This is a genomic window from Kribbella jejuensis (assembly GCF_006715085.1).
Taxonomy (GTDB): domain Bacteria; phylum Actinomycetota; class Actinomycetes; order Propionibacteriales; family Kribbellaceae; genus Kribbella; species Kribbella jejuensis.
The window spans coordinates 3,209,151-3,222,029 of the sequence record NZ_VFMM01000001.1 but is presented as its reverse complement, the minus strand read 5'-3'; the positions used below and the strand labels follow the sequence as shown (position 1 = coordinate 3,222,029).

14 protein-coding genes are annotated in these 12,879 nt (G+C 68.6%); 10 read left to right on the top strand and 4 right to left on the bottom strand.

Going from position 1 to position 12,879, the window contains the following annotated elements; translation table 11 throughout:
- Positions 1-8 precede the first annotated feature (8 nt).
- The 5 genes from FB475_RS15925 (at position 9) to pknB (ending at position 6,707) form a co-directional block, all read left to right on the top strand.
- A complete protein-coding gene (locus tag FB475_RS15925) occupies positions 9-491 on the top strand; it encodes an FHA domain-containing protein FhaB/FipA (protein ID WP_141856769.1) in 483 nt (160 codons plus the stop codon).
- 10 nt (positions 492-501) lie between these two features.
- Positions 502-1,902: a PP2C family protein-serine/threonine phosphatase gene (locus tag FB475_RS15920; protein WP_141856767.1), complete on the top strand. Its 1,401-nt coding sequence runs from the start codon at positions 502-504 to the stop codon at positions 1,900-1,902.
- Positions 1,899-3,296 carry an FtsW/RodA/SpoVE family cell cycle protein gene (locus tag FB475_RS15915; RefSeq protein WP_141856765.1) on the top strand — a complete coding sequence of 466 codons (1,398 nt, stop codon included), beginning with the start codon at positions 1,899-1,901 and terminating at the stop codon, positions 3,294-3,296. Before FB475_RS15920 ends, FB475_RS15915 begins: the two co-directional genes overlap by 4 nt.
- A complete protein-coding gene (locus FB475_RS15910; RefSeq protein ID WP_141856763.1) occupies positions 3,293-4,747 on the top strand; it encodes a peptidoglycan D,D-transpeptidase FtsI family protein in 1,455 nt (484 codons plus the stop codon). The genes FB475_RS15915 and FB475_RS15910 overlap by 4 nt, the downstream gene beginning before the upstream one ends.
- 115 nt (positions 4,748-4,862) lie before the next feature.
- Complete coding sequence (gene pknB / locus FB475_RS15905; RefSeq protein ID WP_141856761.1) at positions 4,863-6,707, top strand: Stk1 family PASTA domain-containing Ser/Thr kinase; 1,845 nt, start codon at positions 4,863-4,865, stop codon at positions 6,705-6,707.
- Between the two features lie 60 nt (positions 6,708-6,767).
- On the opposite strand, the gene FB475_RS15900 is transcribed toward pknB, so the two are convergent.
- Together FB475_RS15900 and FB475_RS15895 are read right to left on the bottom strand one after the other, a co-directional pair.
- On the bottom strand, positions 6,768-7,385 hold the full coding sequence (locus FB475_RS15900) for an aminodeoxychorismate/anthranilate synthase component II (RefSeq protein ID WP_141856759.1): 618 nt from the start codon (positions 7,383-7,385) through the stop codon (positions 6,768-6,770).
- A 17-nt stretch (positions 7,386-7,402) separates the two neighbouring features.
- Positions 7,403-8,173 (bottom strand): DUF881 domain-containing protein, encoded by a 771-nt coding sequence (locus tag FB475_RS15895; RefSeq protein ID WP_141856757.1) that lies wholly within the window; start codon positions 8,171-8,173, stop codon positions 7,403-7,405.
- Between the two features lie 87 nt (positions 8,174-8,260).
- Between FB475_RS15895 and FB475_RS15890 the strand changes: the two genes are divergently transcribed.
- Entirely contained in the window at positions 8,261-8,521 is a 261-nt protein-coding gene (locus FB475_RS15890) for a cell division protein CrgA (RefSeq protein WP_141856755.1), read from the top strand.
- Between the two features lie 147 nt (positions 8,522-8,668).
- On the opposite strand, the gene FB475_RS15885 is transcribed toward FB475_RS15890, so the two are convergent.
- Positions 8,669-9,115 carry an Lrp/AsnC family transcriptional regulator gene (locus tag FB475_RS15885; protein ID WP_141856753.1) on the bottom strand — a complete coding sequence of 149 codons (447 nt, stop codon included), beginning with the start codon at positions 9,113-9,115 and terminating at the stop codon, positions 8,669-8,671.
- Between the two features lie 81 nt (positions 9,116-9,196).
- On the opposite strand from FB475_RS15885, the gene FB475_RS15880 reads away from it, so the two are divergent.
- The 4 genes from FB475_RS15880 to FB475_RS15865 all read left to right on the top strand — a co-directional run bounded on the left by FB475_RS15880 (position 9,197) and on the right by FB475_RS15865 (position 12,193).
- Positions 9,197-9,784 (top strand): PQ-loop domain-containing transporter, encoded by a 588-nt coding sequence (locus FB475_RS15880; RefSeq protein WP_141856751.1) that lies wholly within the window; start codon positions 9,197-9,199, stop codon positions 9,782-9,784.
- Between the two features lie 34 nt (positions 9,785-9,818).
- Positions 9,819-10,343 carry an EXLDI protein gene (locus FB475_RS15875; RefSeq protein ID WP_141856749.1) on the top strand — a complete coding sequence of 175 codons (525 nt, stop codon included), beginning with the start codon at positions 9,819-9,821 and terminating at the stop codon, positions 10,341-10,343.
- Between the two features lie 111 nt (positions 10,344-10,454).
- A complete protein-coding gene (locus tag FB475_RS15870) occupies positions 10,455-11,414 on the top strand; it encodes an ATP-binding cassette domain-containing protein (RefSeq protein WP_141856747.1) in 960 nt (319 codons plus the stop codon).
- Positions 11,411-12,193: an ABC transporter permease gene (locus FB475_RS15865; RefSeq protein ID WP_141856745.1), complete on the top strand. Its 783-nt coding sequence runs from the start codon at positions 11,411-11,413 to the stop codon at positions 12,191-12,193. Before FB475_RS15870 ends, FB475_RS15865 begins: the two co-directional genes overlap by 4 nt.
- Here FB475_RS15865 and FB475_RS15860 read toward each other — a convergent pair.
- Complete coding sequence (locus FB475_RS15860; protein ID WP_141856743.1) at positions 12,190-12,864, bottom strand: pyridoxamine 5'-phosphate oxidase family protein; 675 nt, start codon at positions 12,862-12,864, stop codon at positions 12,190-12,192. The genes FB475_RS15865 and FB475_RS15860 overlap by 4 nt on opposite strands.
- Positions 12,865-12,879: the final 15 nt, after the last annotated feature.

The following is a 12,879-nucleotide window of genomic DNA, read 5'->3' as shown; positions in this document are numbered from 1 at the left end:
GTCCTTCCATGTCGGAACTGACCCTGACCCTGATCAAACTGGGGTTCCTGGCCCTGTTGTGGATGTTCGTCCTCGCGGTGCTGTCCGTGATCAGGTCCGACCTGTTCGGCGCCAAGGTGGACAGCCGGGCCGCGGCCGCGGTCGCACAGCAGAACTCCCGGACCCCGAAGCCGCCGAAGCCGGTGAAGAAGCGCAAGGGCCTGCCCGGGTCGCTGACCATCGCGGACGGGCCGCAGGCCGGGGTCGGTGCGTCGCTGGTCGACGAGCCGGTGATCATCGGCCGCGGGTCGGACTGCCAGATCCGGCTGGACGACGACTACTCCTCGACCCGGCACGCCCGGTTGTTCCAGTCCGAGGGCCAGTGGTGGGTCGAGGACCTCGGTTCCACCAACGGCACGTACCTGGACGGTCAGCGGGTCACCCGCCCGGTCCCGGCCGAGATCGGCGGATCGATCCGGATCGGCCGGACGACGCTGAACATCGCGAAGTAGGCCTGCCCCGATGACCCTGTCGCTCGACTACGCAACCCTTTCCGACGTCGGCCGTGTCCGCCGCAACAACGAGGACTCGGCGTACGCCGGTCCGCACCTGCTGCTGCTCGCCGACGGGATGGGCGGCGCGGCCGCCGGTGAGGTGGCCAGCGCGGCGGCGGTGCAGGTGATCCGCCGGCTGGACACCGCCGACATCGGCGGCGAGGACATGATCGAGGCGCTGGCCGGCGCCGTGCACCGCGCGAACGAGCGGCTGTCCGAGCTGGTCGAGGAGGACCCCGAGCGCGAGGGCATGGGATCGACGGTCACCGCGCTGATGTTCGACGGCCGGCAGCTCGGGCTGGCGCATCTCGGCGACTCCCGTGCGTACCGGCTGCGCGACGGGCAACTGCAGCAGCTGAGCCACGACCACACGTTCGTGCAGTCGCTGGTCGACGAGGGCCGGATCTCCCAGGAGGAGGCCTTCACCCACCCGCACCGGAACCTGATCCTCCGGGTCCTGGACGGCCGCCCGGACTCCGATCCGGACCTGCAGATCCTCGACGTCCGGGCCGGTGACCGGCTGATGCTGTGCAGCGACGGCCTGCCCGACTACGTGAGCGACGACGTGATCGCCGCCTCGATGGCTTCCGGTACGCCGGACTCCGTCGTCGTCGACCTGATCACGCACGCGCTCGAGGCCGGGTCCAACGACAACGTCACCTGTGTCGTCGCGGACGTGGTCGAGACCGCGCCCGCGAGCGGCACCCAGCCGCAGCTGGTCGGCGCGGCCGCCGAGCTGGCCCAGGGCAGTACCGGTCGCCCCGAGCCGACGGTCGCGGTCCGCGCCGGTGCTGACGGGCACGGCGGTGGCGATGGCCACGGCGGCTCGGTCGACCCCGAAGAGCTGCGGTACGCCCCCCGCCCGCCCAAGCGGTTCCCGTGGCCGCGGCGGATCGCCGTACTCGTGGTGATCCTCGGGCTGATCATCGGCGGCGCCTGGTTCGGCTACAGCTGGACCCAGAAGCAGTACTACGTCGGCACTGACGGCGACTACGTGGCGATCTTCAAGGGCGTCGAGGCGGACCTGCCCGGATTGTCGCTGTCGAAGGTGTACGAGCGGCAGTCGCTGCAGGTTGACAAGCTCCCGACGTACAGCCGTGAACAGGTGGAGGGCAACATCCAGGCGGACAACCTGGCCGGAGCGCGATCGATCGTCGCGACGCTGGAGCAAACTGCTGCCCAGTGCGCCGCGAAGACCAAGCCGACCCCGACGCCGACACCCAAGCCGACGGTGAAGCCATCGACCACGGTTCCTGCTTCGAAGCCACCGGTGAAGACCCCGCCGAAGCCGTCCACAGCTCCGGTCACGACTCCGACGACGACGCCGAGCGCGCCGGTCGATCCCGACAACTGTGACGGGGTCCGATGAGCATCGCGTCGACGTCCGTAATCCAGATCATCCCGCGTACCCGGCGTGGGGTGGAGTTGCTGCTGCTCGTGATCGCCGTCGCGGTCGCGGTCGGCGCGTACGTCAACATCGGCCTCACGGTCCAGAACTCCGTCCCGGCCAGCACCGGGTACTACGCCGCCGGCATGGGGCTGCTCGCACTGATCGCGCACCTCGCGCTCCGGTACCGGGCGCCGTACGCCGACCCGGTGCTGCTGCCGTGCGCCGTCCTCCTGAACGGTCTCGGCGTCGCGATGATCCACCGGATCGACCTCGGCCTGGCGCTTCTGGCGGAGGCGCGCGGCAAGGCTCCGAAGGCCCCGGCCGCGCCGCAGCAGATCACCTGGACCGCCGTCGGCGTCGTACTGTTCCTGGTCGTGATCCTGGTGATCCGGGACCACCGTCGCCTGCAGGCACTCACCTACACCGCCGGCCTGGCCGGTCTCGTACTGCTCGTCCTGCCGTTGATCCCCGGCCTCGGCGTGAACCTCAACGGCGCCCGAATCTGGATCCGGCTGGCCGGCATGTCGTTCCAGCCAGGGGAGTTCGCGAAGATCTGTCTGGTCGTGTTCTTCGCCGGCTATCTCGTGGTGAAACGCGACGTGCTGACGCTCGCCGGGCACCGGTTCCTCGGCCTGGACCTGCCGCGGGCCCGCGACCTCGGCCCGATCGGCATCGCCTGGGCGGTCAGCCTGGGTGTCCTGGTGTTCGAGAGCGACCTCGGTTCGTCGCTGCTGTTCTTCGGCCTGTTCCTGTTCCTGCTGTACGTGTCCACCGAGCGGGCCGGCTGGTTGCTCATCGGTGGCCTGCTGTTCGCCGGCGGTGCGTACTTCGCGTACGCCACGTTCGGCCACGTGCACCGCCGGATCACCGACTGGCTGGACCCGTGGGCGATCGACGGCGGCCAGATCAAACTCGGCCTGATGGGGCAGGCGTGGGGCGGTGTCCTGGGCCGCGGTCTCGGCCAGGGCCACCCGGAGGCCACGCTGTTCGCGCAGAGCGACATGATCATCTCGTCGTTCGCCGAGGAGCTCGGCCTGACCGGGCTGATCGCGATCCTGCTCGTCTACACGCTGATCATCGAGCGCGGCCTGCGGACCGCACTCGGCTGCCGGGACATCTTCGGCAAGCTGGTCGCCACCGGTCTGGCGATGTCGTTCGCACTGCAGGTGTTCGTGATCGTCGGCGGTGTCACCGCGCTGATCCCGCTGACCGGTCTGACCACGCCGTTCATGGCCCTCGGCGGTACGTCGCTGGTCGCGAACTGGGCGATCATCGCGCTGCTCCTGCGGATCAGCGACCAGGCCCGGAGGCCGCAGACGCCGGCCGCCCCGGTTTCCGACGAGACGATCGCGATGGCGGTGCAGAAGGCATGAACTCGGCGATCCGACGACTGGCCGTGGCGGCGATCATCCTGATGCTCGCGCTGATGGCCAACTCGACGTACCTGCAGGCCTTCCGCGCGAGCGAGATCAACGGCCGCAACGACAACAACCGGGTCCGGGACTCGCAGTTCTCGGTGAACCGCGGCCCGATCCTGATCGGCAGTACGCCGGTCGCGAAGAGCGACCCGTCGAACGACCGGTTCAAGTACCAGCGCAAGTACGCGTCCGGCCCGGTGTACGCACCGGTGACCGGCTTCTACTCCTACCTGTACGGACGCGGCGGCATCGAGCTGACGATGAACTCGGAGCTGAACGGGTCGGACCCGTCGATGGCGTTCCGGCGGATCATCGACGTGATCAGCAACCGCCCGCAGCAGGGCGGCAGCGTGACCCTGACGCTGAACGCGGCGGCCCAGCAGGCGGCGTACGACGGCCTGGCCGGGAAGACCGGTGCGGTGGTCGCGATCGAGCCGAAGACCGGGCGGATCCTCGCGATGGCCACGCGGCCGTCGTACGACCCGAACCAGCTCGCCTCGCACGACACCGACAAGGTGTCCGCGGCCTGGAAGAGCCTCAACGCGGACAAGAACAAGCCGCTGTCGAACCGCGCGGTCCAGGAGCTGTATCCGCCGGGCTCGACGTTCAAGCTGGTCACCGCCGCGGCCGCACTGTCCAGCGGCAAGTACACGCCGGAGAGCAAGGTGAACTCACCGGCCGAGCTGCCGCTCCCGCAGACCACGGTTCCGCTGGTGAACGAGGACGGCAGGAACTGCGGCGGCAGCAACAGCGCGACGCTGACGATCGCGCTGCGCTACTCGTGCAACACCGCCTTCGGCACGGTCGGCATGGCCCTCGGCGCGGACGCGCTGAACGCGCAGGCCGCCAAGTTCGGCTTCGGCGCCCGGCCGCTGACCGAGCTGCCGGCCGTCGCCACCAGCCAGTTCCCCGGTGACCCGAACGAGCCGCAGACCGCGCAGTCCGCGATCGGCCAGTTCGACGTCCAGGCCACGCCGCTGCAGATGGCGATGGTCGCGGCCGGGATCGCGAACAAGGGCAACGTGATGAAGCCGTACCTGGTCGAGAACGTGAAGACCCCGGACCTGAAGACGGTCTCCGAGACCAAGCCGGAGTCGCTGCACCAGGCGGTCACGCCGGAGGTCGCGAGCCAGCTGACCGCGATGATGGTCGACGTGGTGAACAACGGCACCGGCAAGCCGGGCCGGATCAGCGGGGTCCAGGTGGCCGGCAAGACCGGTACGGCGCAGACGTCGAAGGACCGCCCGCCGTTCGCCTGGTTCACCGCCTTCGCACCGGCGGACGACCCGAAGGTCGCGGTCGCGGTGCTGATCGAGGACGCGAACGTCCCGCGCACCGACGTGGCCGGCGGCACCCTGGCCGCTCCGATCGCCAAGAAGGTGATGGAGGCGGTGCTGGGCCAATGAGCACGATACGGAATGATGCGATGACAGGGCGTCTTTCCAACGGGGACCCAGGTGTGGCGATCGCTACGGTGGGCAAGTTGAGTTTGTTTTTCCGGACTGGTTGGAAGGCTGGGTCATGACATCGCAGGCACGTCTCGTCGGCGGCCGGTACGAAGAAGGCGAACCGCTCGGCCGCGGCGGCATGGCCGAGGTCCGCAGGGGCGTCGACAACCGGCTCGGCCGGAGCGTCGCGATCAAGCGGCTGCGGGTGGACCTGGCCAGCGACGCCACGTTCCAGGCCCGGTTCCGGCGCGAGGCCCAGTCGGCCGCGTCGCTGAACCACCCGACGATCGTCTCGGTCTACGACACCGGCGAGGAGCCGGACCCGAACGGCTCCGGCGTCACGATCCCGTACATCGTGATGGAGCTCGTCACCGGCAAGACGCTGCGTGACCTGATCCGCGAGGGCCGCAAGATCATGCCGGAGCGGGCGCTGGAGATCACCTCCGGCGTGCTCGAGGCGCTCGACTACAGCCACCGGGCCGGCATCGTGCACCGCGACATCAAGCCCGGGAACGTGATGCTGACCCCGCAGGGTCAGGTCAAGGTGATGGACTTCGGCATCGCCCGGGCGGTCGCCGACACGTCCTCCACGATGACCCAGACCGCGGCCGTGATCGGCACCGCGCAGTACCTGTCGCCCGAGCAGGCCCGCGGCGAGACCGTGGACGCGCGTTCCGACCTGTACTCGACCGGCTGTCTGCTGTACGAACTGCTCACCGGCCGGCCGCCGTTCGTCGGCGAGTCCCCGGTGTCGGTGGCGTACCAGCACGTCCGGGAGCAGCCGCTGCCGCCGTCGTCGTTCGACCCGGAGATCCCGCCGGAGGTCGACGCCGTCGTGCTCAAGGCGCTGGCGAAGAACCGCGAGGAGCGGTACCAGAGCGCGTCCGAGATGCGGGCCGACATCCACCGGGTGCTGGCCGGTCAGCAGGTGACCGCACCGATGGCCGCGGTCGCGGAGACCCGGGCGATGCAGCCGACCGCGATCGCGCCGGCCGCTGCCACCCAGCAGTTCCGGCCGACCGGCGGGAACGACCTGCTGCCGCCCGGCGGTGACGACCTCGAGGACCTGCCGGACGATCGCTCCCGCCGCAACCGCGGCCTGGCGTACTTCCTGCTCGGGCTCGCGATCGTCGCGGTCGCCATCGGTGCGTACGCGCTGTTCTCGAAGCTCAACAACGACAACAACTCCAGTGGTGGCGCGACGTCGTCCAACACGCCGCCGGCGACCGTCAGCGTGCCCGACGTCTCCAACAAGTCGGTGCCGGACGCGACCCAACTGCTGACCGCGCAGGGCCTGCAGATCAAGACCTCGTCGGAGAAGAGCGACTCGGTCGGCAAGGGCCTGATCATCCGGCAGACGCCGGACGCGGGCACCCAGGCGCAGAAGGGTTCCACGGTCACCGTGGTCGTCTCGGCCGGCCAGAACGCGTACGGCGTACCGGACGTGATCGGCCTGAGCGAGTCCAAGGCGCGCAAGGCGATCGAGGACGCCAAGGGCCAGTTCAAGGTCAAGGACCAGTCGATCGAGGCGGACAGCGACCAGAAGAAGGGCACCGTGATCGCGGTCAGCCCGGACCCGGGCGGCACCTACCCGCCGGGCACCGAGTTCACCCTGACGGTGTCGAGCGGCGTGGTGAACGTCGACGTACCGAACGTCGTCACCCAGATCGCCGACGACGCGACCAAGACGCTGACCGACGCCGGCTTCCGGGTCGGGTACGCCTCGGTCGACGACCCGAACGCGCCCGACGGGACGGTCGTCAAGCAGAGCGTGCAGGCCGGGACCAAGGCGCCGAAGGGCACGCTGATCACGCTGACCGTGAACAACCACCAGAACCAGCCGACGCCGCCGCCGTCCTCACCGACGCCCGACCCGACCGATCCGACCACGCCGACCATCACCCTGCCGGGCGGCTGATCCCGAACAGCCAGAACCCCCTCGAAGCCACCGCTTCGAGGGGGTTCTTCGGTTCTGGGATCAGCTGACGACCGGTGCGAGGCCGGCCGACTTGGCGACCGCGTCCGGGTCGCCGCACAGTGTCAGCCAGTTCGCGAGCATCCGGTGGCCGCCCTCGGTGAGCACGGACTCAGGGTGGAACTGCACGCCCTCGACCGGGAGTTCGCGGTGCCGGGCGGCCATGATCACGCCGGCCTCGGTCCGCGCGGTCACCTCGAGGACGTCCGGGACGCTGTCCTGGGCGATCGCGAGCGAGTGGTACCGGGTCGCGGTGAACGGTGACGGGAGGCCGGACAGCACACCGGCGCCGTCGTGGAACACCTGGCTGGTCTTGCCGTGCAGCAGCTCGTCCGCGCGGCCGACGACGCCGCCGTACGCGACGCCGATCGCCTGCAGGCCGAGGCAGACCCCGAAGATCGGGACCTTCCCGCCCGCTTCCTTCACGATGTCGACGCAGGCGCCGGCTTCTTCCGGCGTGCCCGGGCCGGGGGAGAGCAGCACCCCGTCGTACTCGGCGGCCTGCCAGGGGGTCACTTCGTCGTTGCGCAGCACGGTGGTGTCGGCCTGCAGTTGCTGCAGGTACTGCACCAGGTTGTAGACGAAGGAGTCGTAGTTGTCGACGACGAGGATCCGCGGCATGCGGTCCATTGTGACAGCTATCTTCCAGTCACGGACGGGCTGACCGAGGGCGTGTGCGGGAAGCCCGGGACGGTCGCGGTCTGCAGGTCCAGGGTGCCCTCGTAGGCCGGCAGCTGGACGGACGACTCGTTCTTCACGTCGTACCCGAGCTGGAACCGCACGACGTAGTCCTGCAGGTTCTGGATGTACTGCGAGTCGTTGAGTGCCTTCTGCAGCTTCCGCCGGTCGCCGATCGCGGTGATCTTGTACGGCGGGAGGTACGGGACGCCGTGGAGTACGACGGAGTTGCCGACGCACTTGATCCCGGTGGTGGAGATGACCCGCTGGTTCTGGATCGTCATCGCCTCGGCGCCGCCGGCCCAGAGCGCGTTCACCACGGCCTGGATGTCCTGCTGGTGGATGACCAGCCAGTTCTCGTCGACGTCCGGGTTGTCCTTGACCACCTCGGGTGGTGCATCCCGCAGTGTCACGGTGAGGCCGGGGCCGACGACCGGGCGGGTGCCGACCTGTTCGGACAGGTCCTCGAACTGCTTGGCCAGCTTCGGGTCGATCGATCCCTGCTGTGCCTGCAGCGCCTCGATGTCGTGGGTCAGCGCGGCGTGCTGCTTGACCAGGCTGGCGCTGCGCCGGCTCTGTTCCTCGACGAGACCCGCGAGCGTAGTGTTGCGGCTGGGACGCAGGTCGGTACCCCGGGCGTTGGTGGCGCTGGTCGCGAACAGCAGACCGGCACACATCAGCGCCAGCGGCGCGCCCGCGCGCCACAACGAAATCCGCCTGAACCTACGCACCCGTGATCCCTACATTGGTCTCTGCACTACGCTAACCCGCACCGAACGTCAGCGGTTAGCTTATGCGTCCTTACAAGGAGTTCCGTCGTGCCCGAGTCGAGCAGTCGCAACAAGAAGAAGACCGAGAAGGTCAAGGCGGAGAAGACGCCGAAGAAGCCCCGTCCCCAGTCGCGTGTCTGGGTCGCGCCGCTGATGCTGGCGTGTTGGCTGCTCGGCCTCGCCTGGCTGGTCGTCTTCTACGTTGCCGGCCAGGACGTCCCGGTGATGAAGGACCTCGGCAACTGGAACCTGCTGATCGGCATGGGCCTGATCGCCGTCGGCTTCGTCGTCTCCACCCAGTGGGTCTGAGGAGTTATCCACACCCGTATCCCCAGGTGTGCACACCGATTTCGGGAAGTAATCCCCAGCTTCAGCCACAGTTTTCCACGGAAACCGCCCAAAACCCGCCCGGATCTGTGGATAACTCAGGTTTGAAGAACTGAGTTTCCACACCGTTCACGTCGGCAGCGGCCGGTTGTCCACGATCTTCTTCATCACGATCGTCGAGGTCAGGCGCAGTACGCCGGGCAACCGCGCGAGCCGTTCGTCCCGGAGCTTCTGGAACGCGCCGAGGTCCGCCGTCGCCACGCGCACGAAGTAGTCGGGCTCGCCGAACAGCCGCTCCGCGTGCACCACCTCAGGGATCTCCGCGAGCCCGCTCTCGAAGCCCGCCACCGATGTCTCCCGGTCGATCGTCACCGCGAGCAGCACCTCGAACCCGTGCCCGACTGCCGCTCCGTCGACGAGAGCGCGGTACCCACGGATCACTCCGGCCTTCTCGAGCTCCCGTAGCCGGCGATGACACGGCGCCGCGCTCAGCCCGACCCGCTGAGCCAACTCGGTCACCGTCAGCCGGCCCTCGGTCTGGAGCACGGCAAGGATCTGTCGGTCGATGGCATCCACAGCAAGAATCCTATCGCCGCGCGACCATTATCGGCAGGAATTCGCACGATTCTTTCGATCGATCAGACGTAATCTTGCGTCATGCTCGATTTCCTGCCTCTGGTCGCCGCCTGCTTCGGCATTCCGCAGTACCTGCCGCAGATCGTCAAACTGCGGCGCACCGGCGACACCGCGGGAGTGTCCTGGTCCTGGGCAACGCTGACCAGCATCAACAACGCCGCCTGGTTCGGCTACTTCATGGCCTCGGGCTACTGGACCGCAAGCCTGCCCTCGACCGCCGCGGCCACGCTGGCCGGCACGCTCTCGGTCCTGCTGCTGCGCCGCGGCGCCCTGAACCGCCGCGCGATCGCCCCGATCGCGACGTGGTGCGCACTGCTGATCGTTGCCACGGTCCTCGGCGGCCGCATCGCACTCGGCACCCTGCTGGCCGCGGCCTCGATCGTCCAGGTAACGCCTTCGCTGTGGACGGCCTATCGCACCGCCCGGCCGACCGGGATCTCGATCGGCACCTGGGGGCTGGTGTTCGGCGAGCTGTCCTGCTGGTTGACGTTCGGGCTGTGGAAAGGGGACACCCGTCTCATCGTCCTCGGCGCCACCGGAGTGCTGGCCAGCGTCCTGATGATCGTCCGGGCCCGGCAGGCCCGCGTATCTACGTACATCTCTACGTAGACATATGCGGAGACGTCTGCGTATAGTTCTGCGTATGCCGAACAAGACGATCTACGTGTCCGACGACGACCTGCCGCTGTACAAGCGCGCTCAGGAGATCGCCGGGAACCTGTCCTCGGCGATCTCGATCGCACTGCGGAAGTACGTCGAGATGGAGGAGGGCCGGCTCGAGGGGTACGACGAGATCACCGTGCGGGTGGGCCGGGGCACCGGCCGCAAGCAGCGGTTCTCCGGCGTACTGCTCGCCGAGGGCGGTCGCTCCAGCAGCACCGGGTACGAGGCCTTCCAGGTGTACCGGAGCCGCACCGGCAAGTTCGTCCTGCACGCCGACCGGCGCAACCAGTTCAAGCAAGGCGCCGACGACGAGCGGTACCTGACCGGCTGGCGCTCCTGGGTCGGCAACTGGAGCTCCGACCAGTCCTGGAGCATGGCGCAGGGCGAAGCCACGCTGTACGTCGTGGACACCGTCGAGGAGCTTCGCGCACTCATCCCGGAAGACCTCTACGAACTGGTCGAGGAAGCCGCCGAACAACCGGCCGTCGAAGACCTCGACATCTAACTGAAGCCGGACCACCGGACGCCCCCAGCTGAGCGCCCGGGCGGTCAGGCACGCCCGAATTCACCCATCGAGCCAATGGGCCGGTTCCCCCTGCCCGAAAAAGGACTCCTCATGTCACCAGCGATCGACGTCCGCGGACTGCGCAAGTCCTACGGCGACAAACTCGTGCTCGACGGCATCGACCTGAACGTTGCCGAAGGCACCATCTTTGCCCTGCTCGGACCGAACGGCGCCGGCAAGACCACCGTGGTCCGCATCCTGTCCACCCTGGCCACCGCGGATGCCGGTGAGATCCGGGTGGCCGGGCACGACCTGCGGCAGGACCCGGAAGCGGTCCGCGCCGCGATCGGTGTCACCGGCCAGTTCTCCGCAGTCGACGGCCTGATGACCGGCCGGGAGAACCTGATCCTGATGGCCGACCTGTACCACCTCGGCAAGCAGCAGGCCCGCCGCCGGGCGGACGAACTGCTCGAACAGTTCGACCTCACCGACGCCGGCAAGAAACTGGCGATGACGTACTCCGGCGGCATGAAGCGCCGGCTCGACCTCGCGATGACGCTGGTCGGCCGCCCGCGGATCATCTTCCTGGACGAACCGACCACGGGTCTGGACCCGCGCAGCCGGCACAGCATGTGGACGATGATCCGCGACCTGGTCGCCGGCGGCGTCACGGTCCTGCTCACCACGCAGTACCTCGAAGAGGCCGACCAGCTGGCCGACCGGATCGCGGTCCTCGATCACGGCCGGCTCGTCGCCCAAGGTACGGCGGAAGAACTGAAGCGGCTCGCCCCGGGCGGCCACATCCGGCTCCGGTTCACCTCGCCTGACGAGCTCGCACTCGCGGCCCAGGTGCTGCCGAGCGCCGTACCGGACCACGAAGCGCTGGTGCTGCAGGTACCGAACGACGGCAGCGTGCACGCGCTGCGCGACCTGCTGGCCCGGATCGACGACGCCTCGCTCGAGGTCGACGAACTCACTGTCCACACCCCTGACCTCGACGACGTGTTCTTCGCCGTCACCGGTCAGCCCGCCAAGCCCACCAAGCCCAACGAAACGGTGACCGCATCATGAGCTACGCACTCCAGGACACTTCGACCATGCTCCGCCGCACGCTGCGGCACGCCCAGCGGTACCCGGGCCTGTCCCTCGGCGCCCTCGGGATGCCGGTGATCATGATCCTGCTGTTCGGTCTGGTCTTCGGCAACACCTTCGCGCACGGCCTCGGCGGCGTCGGGCGGGGCGAGTACATCAACTTCCTCACCCCGGGGATCCTGCTGATGTCGATCGCGTCCGGGACGATGTCGCCCGCGGTCGCGGTCTGCATGGACATGACCGAGGGGATCGTCGCCCGGTTCCGGACGATGGCGATCTTCCGGCCCGCCGTACTGACCGGGCACGTGCTCGGCAACGTGCTGGTGACGATCGTCAGCCTGGCGCTGGTCGTCGGATTCGCGATCCTGATCGGCTTCCGCCCGGACGCGTCCGTCGTCGACTGGCTGCTGGCGGCGGTGCTGATGATCGCGCTGACCTTCGGCCTGACCTGGTTCGCGATCGCGCTCGGGCTGACCAGCAAGACACCTGAGGCCGCGAGCAACGTCGTACTGCCGATCAGCCTGCTGCTGCCGTTCCTGAGCAACACGTTCATCCCGCTGGACGCGATGCCGAGCGGCATCCGCTGGTTCGCGCGGTACCAGCCGTTCACTCCGATCATCGACACCCTGCGGCACCTGCTGCTGGGAACGCCGCTGGACAACGCCAACGGCTGGCTCGCCGCGGCGTGGTGCGTGGTGATCGCGATCGTCGGCTACCTCTGGGCCCAGAAGAACTACAACAAGGGCACCGTCGCCTAGCTGGGTGCACCCAGCAGGTTGGCGCGGGTGCGGACGTGGGCGGGGACGAGCAGGTCACAGTCGGGGTTGTTCTCAGGTTCGCCGGCGACGACGTGCAGCGGGATGACGCCGGTCCAGTACGGCAGGTCGAGGTCTTCCTCGTCGTCGCTGGCGGCGCCGGAGCGGGTCTTCACCGAGGCTTCGGTCAGCGAGAGAGCCAGTACGGACGTCTTCGCCAGCTCCTTCCGGTTGGGCGGGCGTACCGCGGTCGACCGGCCGGGGACCAGGTGGTCGACGATCCGGTTGAGGCCGTGCAGTTTCTCCTCCGGGTCGGTGACGAGCCGCGGTACGCCGAAGATCACCGCGGACCGGTAGTTTACCGAGTGGTGGAACGCGGACCGCGCCAGCACCAGCCCGTCGGCGTGGGTGATCGTGACGCAGACCGTCCGGTGCGGCGCGGCCACCATGCTGCGGGCGGCGACCGAGCCGTGCAGGTACAGCGTCCCGTCCACCCCGCGCTCGAGGTCCACGCCGTACGCCGTCGGCAGTACGACCGGGTCGCCGTCGACGACCACGCCGAGGTGGCAGAACATGCCGTCGAGCAACACGTCGTACAACGCCTGGCGATCGGTGGCGGCGCGTTCCTTCGAGCGGCGGAGGGACGTCCGGGCGGTCGGCTGCAATCTGGTCATGTACCCAGGTTCGCC